Genomic DNA, 14,526 nt, shown 5'->3' on the forward strand with positions numbered 1-14,526 from the left:
GAGCTGTCAGTACCGGCGCGGATCCGTCACGATCGCCGCTGCACCCAAGGCTTCGAGAATCATGCGCGCCGGCCGCGTCGGTGCGAAAACTTCGAGCCGGCCGGCGCTGCGGGAAGCGGCGTCGATGATCACGCTGGCTGCCCCGGAGTAGATGAACGACACCGCCGACAAGTCCAGCAGCACAACAGTTTCCTTGTGCAAGGCCTCCCGGATTGTGTGTTCCAGATCGGCACGGGAGTTCAGCTCGAGATCGCCGGTTGCCCGGACGACAGTCAGGTCTGCCGAGTACGACTCGGTCGTGATCGAGTAGCCGGGACGGCTGCGCACGATGGGTGCGATTCGAGATTCGAGGTGGTCGGTGACAGTCACGGTGCGAACCTCTCAGTTCGGATGGCCTAGCGACCGGCATGCTCTGGGTGGAACCCGAGGGCTACAGGTTCCGTCGTATGCCGTGCGGCAATCTTGACAGCGCAACGTCACCGAATCGAGGCCTCTCCATCACGGAGCGGTAGCGAGTGAATAACGGGTTGGTAACGGTGGATGTGAGGCAGCTGAGCGACGCTCAGGGCAAGGTGTGACCTGCGGCGATGAAGAGCCGATACCACTCCTGCCTGGTCAAACGCAGGTCCGAACCGGCGGCGGCCTCGACCACTCGATCGGGATTCGTGGTGCCCAGCACAACCTGGATGTTCGCGGGATGCCGAGTGATCCACGCTGTCGCGATCGCCGACGGGGTCGAGCCGTGCGACTCGGCAATCTCATCGAGTGCGGCGTTGAGTTCGGGATAATTCACTCGGTCGCCTACGAAGACGCCGGAGGCGCTGCCACTCTGATAGGGCGACCACGCCTGCAGGGTGATGCCGCGCGCCCTCGCGTAGTCCAACAATCCGTTGTCGCGATCGATCGATTGATCCTCCGAGCGCATGTTGGCGGTCAGGCCGGCCGCGATCAAGGGGGAATGAACGATGCTCAGCTGCACTTGATCGAACAGAATCGGTTGTTTCACAGCAGTTTTCAGTAACTCGATCTGTCCGGGTGTGTGATTGGAGACGCCGAAGGTCAGGACCTTGCCCGACGCGTGCAGCTCGTCGAACGCCGCCGCCACGTCCTCCGGTTCGACGAGGCTGTCCGGTCGATGCAGCAGCAACGTGTCCAGATGATCCACACCGAGTGCAGTGAGGGATTCTTCGACCGTGGTGACGATGTGATCCTTGGAGAAGTCGAACCAGCCTTCGCGAATGCCCACTTTGCTCTGAATGTCGACGCGCTCGCGCTGGGCCGGAGTCAGCTTCACCGCATCTCCGAATCGCTTCTCGCACGTGTGCGGGGTGCCGCCGTAGATGTCGGCGTGGTCGAACACGGTGACGCCCACGTCGAGGGCGGTGTCCACCAACCTTCTGATCTGGTTCTCGTCCAGATCGGTGATGCGCATGAACCCCAGCACAATGCTCGAGACGCTTGCGCCGGTCTGGGGGAGGGGAAAGGTGCGCACGGTGGATCTCCTGTTCGCCGGTCGAGCTGTCGGGTCGAGTCTGTCGAAGACGGGTGGGCCGCTACCTCCAGGCGTTTGCGCAAGGTATTGACAATATTGCGCAATACCTGCAAGTGTTGTGCTCGGAATCACAAACGACATTCGAGGTGAACCATGGCACCCACCCTCACGCAGGTGGCTCAACAAGCAGGTGTGTCGTTGTCGACGGCGTCGCGCGCCTTCAGCAATCCGGATCGTATCGGTGCAGACACACTGGCCCGCATCATCGCCGTCGCCGACGAGATCGGCTACGTCGCGGCCTCGGGCCGATCGTCGGACACCCGTGTTGCCGCAACTACAGTTGCTGTCGTCGTGCCCGATATCGGCCACACCGTCTTCGCGAGCTTCGTCAAGTCCGCGCAGGCTCAGGGCTGGCATCGTAGGCAGACGATCGTTCTGACCGATACCGACGGAAGCTCCGATCGGGAGCGTGAGGTGATCGGGGAGCTGCAGGGTCGGGTCGACGCGCTGATCGTCTGTGCGCCACGTCTGCCCGCGGAGGACATCGTGCAACTTGCCGGCGATACCCCGCTGGTGCTGATCAACCGATCCTCGGAAGAATGCGACTGCGTCGTGGCCGATTCGGAGGATGGAATTCGGCAGGCCGTGGATTACCTCGCAGCTCTGGGTCATTCGCATCTGGCGTACGTCCAGGGATCACCGCGGTCCTGGTCCAACGAGCGACGCGTTGACGCCGTCGAACAGTTCTGTGCGGCAAGAGGAATCGTGCTGGACGTTCTGGGTTGGCAGCAGGAAACCCTGGCGGGCGGTCACGCCGCGGCTGCCAGCGTCGTCGCCACTGGAGCCACTGCGGTCATGACTCACAACGACCCCATGGCCATCGGCGTCATGAACGGAGTCCGGTCGATGGGTCTGACGGTTCCCGGGGACCTCAGCGTCATCGGCATCGATGATTCGCCTCTCGCCGAGCTGGCGCATCCTGCGCTGACGAGCATCAACGTTCCGATGGGCCGGGCGGGCCTCGTCAGCTCCGATCTGGTGTTCCAACGCGCAGCCGAACCCGACTCCCCGGCGCGCACCATTCATCTCCCCACCCAACTCGTGGTCCGGGGCTCGTCCGGCCCCGTCCACAACCGCACTCTCGTTCCAGGAAAGGACGATTCGAAGTGAAGGTCGTCATCGCAGATTCCAACCTTCTGCCCCATCGCCGACGATTCGAGGATCGGGTCGCCCCCGGCGTCGACCTGTCTTGGCACGACAGTTTCGACATCGATGCGATTGCTGCCGACATCGCCGATGCAACCGTGTACGTCGGCGGGAAGTTCCCGGCCGCCCTGGCCGAGGCGTCGCCGGAGCTGCGATTGGTGCATGTCGCCGGAGCCGGCACCGACGGCGTGGACTTCGACGCCCTGAGTCCGCACACCCTGGTGGCCAACACCTTTCACCACGAGCGTTCGATTGCCGAGTACGTTGCCGCAACGGCAGTATTGCTCCGCCGCGGATTCCTCGAGCAGGACCGGCAACTGCGAGAAGACCGGTGGTCGTCTCCGGTCTACGACCGGACACTTCGGCAGTCCAGTTCGTTGGGTTCGGCTACCGTCGGATTCGTGGGCTTCGGTCACATCGGCGCTCGATCGTGGGCCTTGCTGCGGGCGTTCGGGTGCACTGGCATCGCGGTCACCGGCAGTGGATCCGTGAATGCGGCCGAGAACGGATTGGCCTGGGCTGCATCGACGGACCGCCTCTCCGATCTCATGACCGAAGCAGACGTCGTCGTGGTGTCCGCGCCACTGAACGAGCGCACCACCGGCATGATCGGTGCCGCGGAACTCGCTTCCCTCGGACCCGACGGGGTACTGATCAACGTCGGACGTGGCCCACTGGTGCAACAGGACGCGTTGTTCGAGGGGCTGTCCACCGGATCGCTCGGCAGTGCCGCCATCGATGTCTGGTATGACTACCCGTCGCCCGATGGCATCGGTGCGCCCTCGCCGCGTCCGTTTCACACCCTGCCCAACGTCCTCATGACACCCCATTCCTCGGGCATCACCGGTGAAACCTTTCAGGGCAGGGTCGACGACATCACTGCCAACATCGGTCGACTCGCAAAGAGCGAACCCCTGACCAATGTGGTTGCCGGAGATAACTTCACCGCAGAGGTGCCGATCTCATGACCGATCGGATCATCGCCGCGGACGTGATCGTCTGCAGCCCCGCTCGCAACTACGTCACCCTCAAAGTGACCACCGCTGACGGCGTCGTCGGTTACGGCGATGCGACTTTGAACGGCCGGGAACTTGCCGTGGCGTCGTACCTACGGGATCACGTCGCTCCCTTGCTCATCGGCCGAGATCCAGCGCGCATCGAGGACACCTGGCAGTACCTCTACCGCGGTGTCTACTGGCGTCGAGGCCCGGTGACGATGGCCGCGATCGGTGCAGTCGATCTCGCGCTGTGGGACATCAAGGGAAAGACGCTGGGCCAACCCGTGTACCAGCTACTCGGCGGAGCCGTCCGAGACCGCATTCTCTCGTACACCCATGCCACCGGCTGGGAAACCTCGGAACTGATCGATTCGGTCGATCGGCGTCGGGCTCAGGGCTTTCGTGCGGTGCGCGCCCAGTCCGGGGTGCCGGGACTGGATTCCGTGTACGGCGTGCACCGGGGAGCGCAGGGCTACGAACCCGCAGGGCGCGGAGCATTTCCGGTGGAGGAGGTGTGGGATACCGACGCCTACCTCAATCACGTCCCCGGAGTGCTGACAGCTGTGCGCGACCACGTGGGATCCGAACTGAAGTTGTTGCACGACGCGCACCACCGACTGACACCGCAACAGGCTGCGCGACTGGGTAAGTCGCTCGAAGACGTCGACCTGTACTGGCTCGAGGACGTCACCACCGCTGAGGACCAGAGCGCCCTGCGGCTGGTGCGTCATCACACCACCACCCCGCTCGCCATCGGTGAAGTGTTCAACACCATCTGGGACTGCCAGCAGTTGATCTCCGAGAAGCTGATCGACTTCATCCGCGTCGCCATCGCGCATGCCGGCGGCATCAGCCATGTGCGCAAGATCTTTTCGCTCGCCGAGGTGCATCAGGTGCGCTGCGGGCCCCACGGACCGTCCGACGTCTCGCCGATCACCCTCGCCGCGAGCGTGCACCTCGGAATGGCGACCCCGAACTTCGGCATTCAAGAATTCATGGGCTACGACCCGCTGGTCGACGAAGTCTTCCCGCACGCATGGTCGTTCGCCGACGGCTACCTCACCCCGGGTGATGCGCCCGGTCTCGGCGTCGACATGGACGAGTCGTTGGCGGCGAGATACCCGTACGAGCCCGCATATCTACCGGTTGCGCGTCGCCTCGACGGCTCCATGACGGATTGGTGACGAGATGATCGAACCGAGACTGTCCCGTTCGGCGCTCGCCGGTTCGGGACTCGTTCCCGTACGGCCGGACGGAACCGGAATCGTGCACCTGGGACTGGGCAACTTCCACCGCGCGCATCAAGCCGTGTACACGGCCGCGGCACTGGAGCGCGATGGTGGATCCTGGGGAATCCTGGGAGTCGCCAACAGATCTCGTACGGTCACCGATGCGATGCTCGCCCAGGACCTGCTGTACGGCGTCGTAGAGATTTCGCCGTCCGGCGCGCGAGTCGGTGTGCCCGGGGCGCACACCGGAGTCATGGTGGCGGCCCACGACCCCGCCGCCGTCGTGGCTGCCATCGCGGACCAGAACGTTCGGATCGTCACGATCACCGTCACGGAGCTCGGCTACACTTTCTCGTCCAAGACGGGCGCCCTCGATCTGGAATCAACTGCAGTGCAACAGGATCTATCACGGGCAGAGGTGCCGACCACCACGATCGGACAGCTGGCGCGGTCCCTGGCGGTACGGGCTCGAACTCACGGTGCTCCGATCACGGTGGCCAGCTGCGACAACCTGCTGGGAAACGGTGATCGCACCGCCGCTCTCGTACGCCAATTCCTCACCCGGTGCGGTGCGGACGATGTGATCGACTGGCTGGCAACGGCGGTGACGTTCCCCAATTCCATGGTCGATCGCATCGTCCCGTCCAGCAGATCGTCGTACGACGCCGAGTCCACCGCCGGATTGGGCGCTGTGGACACCATTGCCGTACCGGCGGAGCCGTTCACGATGTGGGTGATGGAGGACAAATTCGCCGCGGGGCGTCCCCAGTGGGAAGCCGGCGGTGCCGTGTTCGCCGAAGACGTCGAGCCGTACGAACTGATGAAAGTTCGGCTGCTCAACGGAACCCACTCTCTCATCGCATATCTCGGCGCACTCGACGGCTGCGCGACAATTCCGGACTCGATCGGTCGCCCTTTCGTCGAGGCTGCGGCCCGAGCAGTGCTGGTCGACGAGTATCTCCCGACCGTGCTCGTGCCGGACGGGGTGGACATCGACGACTACATCGCCCAGCTGTTCGTGCGGTGGTCCAACTCGGCTCTGGGGCACAAGACCGCGCAGGTCGGTTCCGACGGCTCGGCGAAGCTCGCGCAGAGAATTCCGACCCCAGTGCTCTACCATTTGCGCAACGGTGTTGTACCGCAATATCTCTCATTGACCTTGGCTGCGTACCTCTGCTGCATGTGCCCGCCAGACGGTTTCGACCCAGGCCCGCACGCCCGTGCGATGGCCGACCCTGCACGTGCGCGTCTGGCAGGACTTGCCGCCTCGGCAGCGTCCAGTGAGGATTTCGTCCGTTCGGTTCTCGAGCGCGGCGACATTCTCCCCATCGAGTTGACGCAGTTTCCCGAATTCATCACACGCACTGCGGAATTGGTGGATACTGTTGTTCGTCACGGTCCGATGGCCGCAGTGGTCGAAGCAGCGAGCTCATCGCTCCGCCCCGTCGTCACGGCATCCCGGACCACACTCGACTGAACCATTCTCCTTCCTTCGTTCGGCCGCGGCCGAAACTTCACCCGAGGACAATCATGGACACAACCACAGAACCGTCGGACTCTCCCCGAATCGCTCCGGCCAAGCACGATCCGTCTGCCGTACGTCGTGCAGCGTGGGCCGGTCTCATCGGCACCACACTCGAGCAGTACGACTTCGTCATCTACGGCACGGCGTCGGCGCTGATCTTCAACAAACTGTTCTTCCCCAACATCTCTCCGGCCGCGGGCATCATCGCGAGCTTCAGCGCGTATGCCGTCGGCTTCCTTGCTCGTCCCCTGGGCGGACTGTTCTTCTCCCGTTACGGCGACCGCCTCGGCCGCAAGTGGGTTCTGGTCGCAACACTGATGCTGATGGGTGGCGCGACGATGGCCATCGGACTGCTGCCCACCTTCGAGCAGGTGGGGCTGCTGGCCCCGGTGTTGCTGGTGCTGTGCCGGTTCTTCCAAGGCTTCGGTGCCGGTGCGGAACAGTCAGGTGGCGCAACCCTTCTCACCGAGACTGCCGAGATAGGTAAACGCGGGAGACTCGCGGCCCTCGTCATGACCGGTGCGGCTCTCGGCACTGCGCTCGGAGCCATCGCGTGGATTCTGGCCCAATTGCTTCCCGACGATCAGTTGATGGCCTGGGGTTGGCGGATGGTCTTCCTCAGCAGCATTCTGGTCACCATTGCCGCGTTCATCATCAGACGCAAGCTCAACGAGTCCCCGGTCTTCCAGGAACTCAAGGCAGCTCAGGAGCGCCCCAAGGCACCGGTAAAGGAAGTGTTCACCAACGGCAAGCGCCCGCTGTTCATCGTCATGTTCATGACCGTCGGCATCAGTGCACAGTCCTACACCTATCAGGTGTTCATGGCCTCGTACATGAAGAACGACATCGGCGTCGATGCCACGTTCATCCCGAAGGTATTGCTCATCGGCGCGATCTGCGGCGGCATCGCGGCGTGGGGCTTCGGCTGGCTCTCGGACAAGGTGGGTCGCAAGCCGGTGTACATCGGCATCGTCAGCCTGCTCGTGGTCCTGCCCTTCCCGACCTTCATGGCATTGAACACCGGCTCGCACGTGTTGATCACAGTGGTGATGATCATCGGATTCATCCTGGCGTGCCAGGGTGCCGTCGGAGTCACCATGAGTTACTTCCCGGAGATGTTCGGAGCCCGATACCGTTACGCCGGAGTGACTTTGGGCCGTGAATTCGCATCGGTGTTCGGCGGCGGCATCGCCCCCCTGCTGTGCGCCGCTCTTATCACCGCGTTTTCCGGATCCTGGGTTCCCGTCGCCGTCTACATGATGATCATGGCGATCTCGGTGCTCGTGGCCGCGTCGTTCGCTCCGGAAACCCGAGACAGGGACCTGACCGATCCGGCCAATGCAACCGATCCCGTACTCGGCAAGGTCTGAACCACGATGACCGAAGCAATGCAGGTTCCGGAGAAGACCGTTGCCCTGATCGCTCACGCCGCCGACGATCTTCGTCTCGACACCGTGGTCGTGACACCCGCGGCACCGAACGAGGCCATCATTGCCGTCGCTTACGGCGGGATCTGCGGCTCGGATCTCCACTACTGGCAGCACGGCGCGGCAGGACAATCGGTGTTGAAAGCGCCGATGAGGTTGGGCCACGAGGCATCGGGAACGGTGGTTCGCCGGGCCGAGGACGGCAGCGGCCCCGTCGAGGGCACCACGGTGACGGTCCACCCGGCAACACCGGGCGGAACGGGCGCGAAGTATCCGGCGGATCGTCCGAACCTCTCGCCCGGGTGCCGGTACATGGGCAGCGCCGCGCAGGTACCGCACAACGACGGACTCTTCATCGGGCATGTCGCCGTCCCGACACGGATGCTCAGAGCATTGCCCGAGGGACTCGATCTGAGGATCGCAACGTTGGCCGAGCCTGCGAGCGTCGCTTGGCACGCCGTCGAGCGCGCCGCCGACGTCTCGGGCAAGACCGTCCTCGTCGTGGGCACCGGCCCGATCGGTGCCCTCATCGTGGCGGTCGCCGCGCGGGCGGGCGCGGCACACATAGTGGGGGCCGACCTGGAGGACTACTCGCTCGAGGTGGCACGTGCGCTCGGTGCGCATCGAACGATCGATGCTCGCGACACCGCCTCGATCGCCTCGGTGGAGGCGGACGTCACGTTCGAGTGCTCGGGCAACCACCGCGGGCTGGCTTCGGCGATCGACGGCACCATGCGCGGCGGGCGAGTGGTGATGGTGGGGCTACCTCCGGCGGGGGATCAGCCGGTGCCGGTGTCGCTGGCGATCACCCGCGAGATAGACCTGGTCGGTTCGTTCCGTTTCAACGACGAGATGGACGATGTCATCGAGGCTTTGGCGGACGGCTCTCTCGACGTCGAAGCCGTCATCACTGCGGAGTATCCCGTGGCGGAGTCGCTCGACGCCTTTGCGCTGGCTGCGGACGCGTCTCAATCGAGCAAGGTCCTACTGACCTTCTGATCGAGTGTCCGGTCGTTACTCGAACTCCAGGCGCATGGATTGCGTCGTGGCCTGGAGTATCAACACGAAGCCGGTCAGCGTCACCACGATCGGTGCCCACAGAACAACCGCGACGAATATGTCCACGTCCCGCTCCAGCACGATGAACACCGCGACGATGGATGTACCGACCAAGCACAGTGCGATGTGCGCGGCCAAACGCCACTTGTCGAAGAAGAAGCCGGCCAGCATTCCCATGGGGATGAGGAACGTGCATTTCCCGAGCGTGACCTCGGGCGCGAAGTTCGCGGTGATGGTGGCTCCGAAGATCGCGAGGTCGGCAATGACGACGAAAGCGAACGCCTGCCCGAGCGTCGGCCATGGACCGAACCACCAGAACGCGCCCATGATGTACGCGGCGATCATGGACGTCCATTGCACGATCGACGGGAGCGGTGTGGTTGCGCCGTAGCCGAACGTGAGCTCGAGGGTGACCACGAGGGCCATGGACAGAGCGGCCGCCGAGACGATGCGTCTGACCACCGTGGTGATGGCGAGAGACGTCATCACCCCGACGCCCCACTGATAATGCTCGTTCGATCTGGTCGCAGCGCGAGTCATTTCGGCCCCTATCGTTCCAATCGGCAACCGATTGAAACACAGCCTCGATTGCCGAGGATCGACTTTGGCCGAGTCCTCACTCGTATCCTGTCCGTTCGCCTTTCCGGTCAGCTGGTCAGGCGTGCCAACAGTTCGGGGAGCGTCTGACCGATGTCGTGGCGGCTTGCGACTCGGTATCTCGCGGCGCTTCCGAGAGCGCGACGTCCCTCCGAATCGCCGATGACGGTCGAGATTGCACCGGCGAGGGCCGCAGCGTCACCGGGTGCGACGAGAATTCCGGCACCGTCGGCGAGGAACTCGTGGGTGCCACCGTGGTCGGTTCCGATCACCGGCAGTCCGTACGACATTGCTTCGAGCACCGACAACGGACCGGCCTCCGGTGACGTACTTGCCGAGACAACCACATCCCATCTGCGCAGTGCCGATGGGGCGTCGGTGTGTCCGAGGAACTCGACACGGCCCGCGAGGTCGGGTCGAGACGCTCGCTCGTGGAGTTCCGCGACGTACTCGCGGTCACCGGGGAAGCTGCCCCCTGCCAGTTCGACACGAACATCGGGGAGGGTGGCCACGGCGTCGAGCAGTATCCGATGGCCCTTCCACGGCGTGAGGAGGGCGAGTATGCCGACAACCGGCGGGGAATGCAGCTCGCCGCCGAAACGCGGTACCGGCCACGTGACTCCGTTGTGCGAGACCACGACCGGAAGGCCGGCCGCACGGAGAGGTACCGCAGTGGCTTCCGATACGGAAACCGCCACCCGAATTGCGGAGCGGGCGTAGCGAACTACCAGACGTTGCTTGAGGGACGTCATGGTGTCGTGGACCAGCCATGAGGCACCGCGGGGCGGGCGGGACAATGCGGCGACGGGGAGGGCGAAGAGCGAGTTGACGACTGTGGCCGTACCCGGCGCGCGGGCAATCGTGCGCACCGAACGTGATGCGGTGAACCACCTCGCGAACATCCGCATCGCCGCGATCCCTCTGGCCGCACCTCGTTCGCCACCGAGACCGAGTTCGCCGATGGGGATGTGTCGCGTCGTCCTGGGGACGCGATCGGCCAGTGGGCCGTTCGGACACGCGATCACAGTGTCGTGGCCGCGGCGCTCGGCCTCGTCGATCAAGTCCAGCAGGACCTTCTCGGCACCGGAGACCTGCCCGGTGTGGGCCAGGAACAGCACTGTCGATTCTTCGGTCATCTGTGGGCCCGTCTGTGCAGCGAAGGTCGTTCCGGCAGATCAATACACATCGCGGAGCAGCGCCACTGGGTCGTCACACAGTCTCCGCAGCGCTGCATCCATGACCGACACGTCGACCATCTTGCTGCAGAACGAGGCCGTGTAGGTACGCCCACCGGCAATTTCGGCGATGAGCATCGTGCAGCCGTCCGGGCCGTCCGGTTCGAGTGATGCGGCCATCTGCGGGGGCCTGCCGTCATCGGTCCAGTCGAGGTGATCGAACACTCGCACTCGGCCGAGGTCACTGACGGCCAACCGCAACGTCTCTGGAACCTCGACGACCGAATTCTCATCGGGCGACTGCGCCGAAGGTCGAATACGCGAGGCCACATCGCGGAGATGCGACATGCCCAGTACTGCGATGGGCCAGCCGGATTCGATCACTTCACGCATTGCCGCGGCGATGGCGACGGGCGTCGTGCTCGCGGGGAGGTGAAGTGGAATGCCGACGGCAAAGTTCCCGTGCGAACTCTGCTGCGCCGGATCGAGATAGCGCCTGCTGTTGAACAACACCATGATGTGATCGTCGACGTCGACGGCTTCTGCTCGAAGTGCAGCGCTCCACAGGGCGATCGAGATCGCCGCAGGGGTCGCTCCAGGCAGGTTCTCGGCCGTCCAGCGCTTGAGTTCGTCGACTACGGCTCTGCTCATGTACCCGGCTCGGCTGACTTTTCCGGCTTCCCAGTTCTCGATCCGGCGCCGGGGACCGGACCCGCCGTTCGTCTCCGACCGATGGCGAGCGCGCAGTGCCCAGAAGTCCGCCAGCGTTCTCGGATTTCGAGAGTAGTGACGCCACAGCGCTTTCCATGTCGTGCTCGGCGGCAAGCCTGCGGCCAGCCCCGGAACCAATGACCCGTCGGCATCGTCGCAAAATGCCGCCAACATCAGGACGCCGATCTGGCCGTCCCCGATTCCGTGCGAATAGTCGACAGCGAGATGGTCGTCGAACACGACCACTTCGAGTGGACCTCGGGTACCTCTTCGAGATCGAATGTCGGTCAGCATCTGCCCCAGGTCTTCGGTGGGGCTGCTGCTCGAGATCACATTGTCGCCGGCGATGTCGCTGCGGTACCGCCACCGTCGGGCATCCGACCGTGGTTCGAGCGCGATGTGCGGTGCCGCGTCGACGTGTTCGGCGGCGGTGAGCGTTCGACGCGTGCGCTCTATGTCGAGTCCGCGAACGGGGCCGACCGCGGTGACTATTCGGGTATCGGCGAACACACGGTCCAGCGCGGTCGAGCGGTAACTACGTTCAGCGGACGGCATCGACGACCTCCTGCATACGACTCCGGAAGTTGGCCCGCGAGAAGCCCTCGGCCCATGCGCGAATCTCACTGCGGTCGAAGTCATCGGGAGTGAACGACCGCATGGCCTCGGCGAACCCGGCGACGACTGCCTCGTCGGTGCCCGGCTGCACATGCAGACCGGTCTTGCCTGGAATCACGGAGTCCATGGCACCGCCGTCACCCAACGCGATGACTGGGGTTCCGGTTGCCATGGACTCGACGGGGACGATGCCGAAGTCTTCTACTCCGGGCATCAGAAGGGCACGCGTCGTTCGGTGAAGTTCGAGAAGCTTCTCGTGAGAAACCCGTCCCAGGAAGGTCGTTTTCGGTCCGGCCAGCTCCCGGCAGGCGTCCATCGCACGGCCGTCTCCCGCCACCACCAGGGGAACGTCGGCCTCGGCGGCAGCACGCACCGCGATGTCGGGACGCTTGTAGGGGACCAGTCGGCCGGCGAGCAGAAAGAAGTTCTCACGCTCGATCGACGGGTCAGGAGTGAAGCCCTGGGTGTCCACCGGCGGATGGACCACCACGGCGTCGTCGCGGCCCCACCAGTCTTCGATCCGACGAGCGACCGCAGTCGAGTTGGCTACCACGGTCGTCAGTTTCGGTGCGGCAGCGATCTCGCATCGACGGGCCACGGCCGACAGCGCCGTCAAGATCGCCGCTCCGGCTCTGCCGCCGCCTTCGCCTGCGCGCAGTTCGGGGTCCCAGGCCCACCGTGCGGGGCTGTGTACGTAGGCGACCACCGGGGAGTCGGTGGCGAACACGGCCTGAGTTGCGAAGGCGTGATGGCTCACCACCACTGCATCGAAACCGCGGAGCGGCATGCGGCGAAAGGCCAACGGCATCAACGGAAGAACAGGTGCGTACGACCGTTGGCCCAAAGCGCTGTACACGCGATCGAGGCCGGACGTGTGCGGCTCGCGGCTGATTCCCGACGGAACCCCGGACGGCCGGGAGATGGGTGCGAACACCTCGGCCGCGGGCCAGTGCAGGGCAAGTTGTTCGATGACGTGCTCGGATCCGGCGATTTCGGTGAATCGTTCGTGAACGACGGCAATTCTGTCAGCTGGCATTGCGTTGGCCTTCCGGCGCGATCGTCTGCGCGGTCTGTTCCGCTCGTCGGGTCGAGGTCTTGTTCTGCAATACCAGGTGTACGGGAATGTCGAAGTCGCCCAGTCGTCGTAGCGCCGCAGTTGCTGCCTTCTTGTCTCGTCCACCTTTCGACACCAGCACCACGACGGTCTCGACATCACCCACGTCGGTGTCTTGCCACCACTGTTCCGACAGGCCGAATTCCGCTGTGGCTTCGTGATGTCCGGTTGTCGGCCCCCGACCCCGCGTCGACTCGAAGACCGCGCCGTCCCCGACCAACAGGAGAATCACGCTGTCACCCTTGGGAGCAGCGTGTCGCGCACTTCTGGACGCAGGCCGGTCGCCGCGCTCGAGGGCCGCAATCCGTGAAGCGACGACGGGAGGCACGGTGTTGCCGGCTGCCTGGTCGAAGTGTGCACCGTACTTGCGGGACACGCGACGCGCCCAGGAGCGAGAGGGCTTGCGGCCGAATCGTCCTCGAAGTAACACGATCAGTTCGGCCGCGACGATGAGGGCTGCGAGAGCTGCGACGAGTGCCTCCGAGACGGGTTTCGGTGAGACCGGAGTGGTGCTCTGCTCGGGGTTCGACAACAGAACCAGTCGATCTCCACTCGCAGCGGCCTCTAGTTCGCTTTGGCGGGTCCGTAATTCGGCCAGTTCGGACAGCGCTGCAGCCCGATTGGGATCGTCGGCGGGAAGAGCGTTCACCTGCGCCTGTTTCGCGTCGATGGCGGACTGTCCCTCGTCTGTTCGTTCCTGCGAGTCGCGGATCGCATTGTCCGAGGCGGTACTTGCCATCGTCGACACCATCGCCTCGGCAAGATCGGCGGCGAGTTCGGGGGATCGGGTCGTCACGGTCACGGTCAGCAGCGCGGGCGAGGTACCGGGAGAGAGCTCTACGCTCGAGGCCAGTTCCGCCGCGTCCATACCGGCGTCCACCTGTGAGAGGACCTGATCGAGCACGCCGCGATCGGTTGCCAATTCGATGAACGGTGCACGCATCTGCTCGATGAACGCGTCACCGGGAACGAGGGCCTGGACCGGTTCGATCTCGGCTACGATCGACGCGGCGTACTGCTTGTCGGTGAGCTCGCTCCTGAGGTAGAACACGCCCGCACCGACCAGCGCCGCAATGATCACGGCGGGCAGCAGTGCCCGGCCGAGCTCACGCATGTGTCCCGCGAGGTCGATCGGTGGGGGCACGTCGCCCCGGTGTACGGCATCGTGGACGGACATCAACCGCGTACCCTTCCGTCGTCGATGCGAGCGGGTGTACCGCTTCGGTGATTCGTGGAGCCGATGGGCTCGATGATAGCCGGGCATCGGCGCTGTTCGCGCAGCCGTGCCGTTCGTGAATGGAGCTGCATATCAACAACATTGGAATAACATGCGCAGCGGTACGAAAAAATCGTGAAACCGAACTTCGACTCCGCAGCG

Annotated in this window: 13 protein-coding genes; 6 read left to right on the plus strand and 7 right to left on the minus strand. The window is 64.3% G+C overall.

All coding sequences use genetic code 11. The annotated features are described in order from the left end of the window. Positions 1–6: 6 nt before the first annotated feature. Positions 7–369 (minus strand): STAS domain-containing protein, encoded by a 363-nt coding sequence (locus tag ACQR3T_RS18695; RefSeq protein WP_428694471.1) that lies wholly within the window; start codon positions 367–369, stop codon positions 7–9. A gap of 193 nt (positions 370–562) precedes the next feature. Further along, positions 563–1,492, minus strand: coding sequence for an aldo/keto reductase (locus tag ACQR3T_RS18700; protein ID WP_428694472.1), 930 nt, complete (start codon positions 1,490–1,492; stop codon positions 563–565). Between the two features lie 153 nt (positions 1,493–1,645). Here ACQR3T_RS18700 and ACQR3T_RS18705 point away from each other — a divergent pair, with 153 nt between their 5' ends. From ACQR3T_RS18705 to ACQR3T_RS18730, 6 genes are read left to right on the plus strand one after another with little or no spacing between them, the layout of a single operon-like run. Further along, on the plus strand, positions 1,646–2,662 hold the full coding sequence (locus ACQR3T_RS18705) for a LacI family DNA-binding transcriptional regulator (protein ID WP_032379267.1): 1,017 nt from the start codon (positions 1,646–1,648) through the stop codon (positions 2,660–2,662). After that, positions 2,659–3,666 carry a 2-hydroxyacid dehydrogenase gene (locus ACQR3T_RS18710; protein WP_428694473.1) on the plus strand — a complete coding sequence of 336 codons (1,008 nt, stop codon included), beginning with the start codon at positions 2,659–2,661 and terminating at the stop codon, positions 3,664–3,666. Before ACQR3T_RS18705 ends, ACQR3T_RS18710 begins: the two co-directional genes overlap by 4 nt. Further along, the gene (manD, locus tag ACQR3T_RS18715) at positions 3,663–4,880 is read left to right on the plus strand and encodes a D-mannonate dehydratase ManD (RefSeq protein WP_428694474.1); all 1,218 of its coding nucleotides are present in this window, start codon (positions 3,663–3,665) and stop codon (positions 4,878–4,880) included. Before ACQR3T_RS18710 ends, manD begins: the two co-directional genes overlap by 4 nt. Positions 4,881–4,884: 4 nt before the next feature. Beyond that, a complete protein-coding gene (locus tag ACQR3T_RS18720) occupies positions 4,885–6,402 on the plus strand; it encodes a mannitol dehydrogenase family protein (RefSeq protein WP_428694475.1) in 1,518 nt (505 codons plus the stop codon). Between the two features lie 53 nt (positions 6,403–6,455). Beyond that, positions 6,456–7,820: an MFS transporter gene (locus ACQR3T_RS18725; RefSeq protein WP_428694476.1), complete on the plus strand. Its 1,365-nt coding sequence runs from the start codon at positions 6,456–6,458 to the stop codon at positions 7,818–7,820. Between the two features lie 6 nt (positions 7,821–7,826). After that, positions 7,827–8,876, plus strand: coding sequence for an L-idonate 5-dehydrogenase (locus tag ACQR3T_RS18730; RefSeq protein WP_428694477.1), 1,050 nt, complete (start codon positions 7,827–7,829; stop codon positions 8,874–8,876). A gap of 15 nt (positions 8,877–8,891) precedes the next feature. On the opposite strand, the gene ACQR3T_RS18735 is transcribed toward ACQR3T_RS18730, so the two are convergent. From ACQR3T_RS18735 to ACQR3T_RS18755, 5 genes are all read right to left on the minus strand, one after another. Beyond that, complete coding sequence (locus tag ACQR3T_RS18735; protein WP_032379262.1) at positions 8,892–9,476, minus strand: hypothetical protein; 585 nt, start codon at positions 9,474–9,476, stop codon at positions 8,892–8,894. A gap of 107 nt (positions 9,477–9,583) precedes the next feature. Then, complete coding sequence (locus ACQR3T_RS18740) at positions 9,584–10,669, minus strand: glycosyltransferase family 4 protein (RefSeq protein WP_428694478.1); 1,086 nt, start codon at positions 10,667–10,669, stop codon at positions 9,584–9,586. 39 nt (positions 10,670–10,708) lie between these two features. Next, positions 10,709–11,974, minus strand: a complete 1,266-nt coding sequence (locus ACQR3T_RS18745; RefSeq protein WP_428694479.1) for a hypothetical protein — start codon at positions 11,972–11,974, stop codon at positions 10,709–10,711. Then, positions 11,961–13,070 carry a glycosyltransferase gene (locus ACQR3T_RS18750; protein WP_032379260.1) on the minus strand — a complete coding sequence of 370 codons (1,110 nt, stop codon included), beginning with the start codon at positions 13,068–13,070 and terminating at the stop codon, positions 11,961–11,963. Before ACQR3T_RS18750 ends, ACQR3T_RS18745 begins: the two co-directional genes overlap by 14 nt. Further along, positions 13,060–14,325, minus strand: a complete 1,266-nt coding sequence (locus tag ACQR3T_RS18755; protein WP_428694480.1) for a hypothetical protein — start codon at positions 14,323–14,325, stop codon at positions 13,060–13,062. The genes ACQR3T_RS18750 and ACQR3T_RS18755 overlap by 11 nt, the downstream gene beginning before the upstream one ends. Positions 14,326–14,526 lie beyond the last annotated feature (201 nt).

The organism is Rhodococcus sp. IEGM1428, from assembly GCF_050321865.1.
GTDB lineage: Bacteria > Actinomycetota > Actinomycetes > Mycobacteriales > Mycobacteriaceae > Rhodococcoides.

What these genes read in the sequence shown, in the direction of transcription:
- ACQR3T_RS18705 (WP_032379267.1), top strand. Translation starts at nt 1,646, where the DNA reads ATGGCACCCACCCTCACGCAGGTGGCTCAACAAGCAGGTGTGTCGTTG.
- manD (WP_428694474.1), top strand. Translation starts at nt 3,663, where the DNA reads ATGACCGATCGGATCATCGCCGCGGACGTGATCGTCTGCAGCCCCGCT.
- ACQR3T_RS18720 (WP_428694475.1), top strand. Translation starts at nt 4,885, where the DNA reads ATGATCGAACCGAGACTGTCCCGTTCGGCGCTCGCCGGTTCGGGACTC.
- ACQR3T_RS18725 (WP_428694476.1), top strand. Translation starts at nt 6,456, where the DNA reads ATGGACACAACCACAGAACCGTCGGACTCTCCCCGAATCGCTCCGGCC.
- ACQR3T_RS18730 (WP_428694477.1), top strand. Translation starts at nt 7,827, where the DNA reads ATGACCGAAGCAATGCAGGTTCCGGAGAAGACCGTTGCCCTGATCGCT.
- ACQR3T_RS18735 (WP_032379262.1), bottom strand. Translation starts at nt 9,476, where the DNA reads ATGACTCGCGCTGCGACCAGATCGAACGAGCATTATCAGTGGGGCGTC.
- ACQR3T_RS18740 (WP_428694478.1), bottom strand. Translation starts at nt 10,669, where the DNA reads ATGACCGAAGAATCGACAGTGCTGTTCCTGGCCCACACCGGGCAGGTC.
- ACQR3T_RS18745 (WP_428694479.1), bottom strand. Translation starts at nt 11,974, where the DNA reads ATGCCGTCCGCTGAACGTAGTTACCGCTCGACCGCGCTGGACCGTGTG.
- ACQR3T_RS18750 (WP_032379260.1), bottom strand. Translation starts at nt 13,070, where the DNA reads ATGCCAGCTGACAGAATTGCCGTCGTTCACGAACGATTCACCGAAATC.
- ACQR3T_RS18755 (WP_428694480.1), bottom strand. Translation starts at nt 14,325, where the DNA reads ATGTCCGTCCACGATGCCGTACACCGGGGCGACGTGCCCCCACCGATC.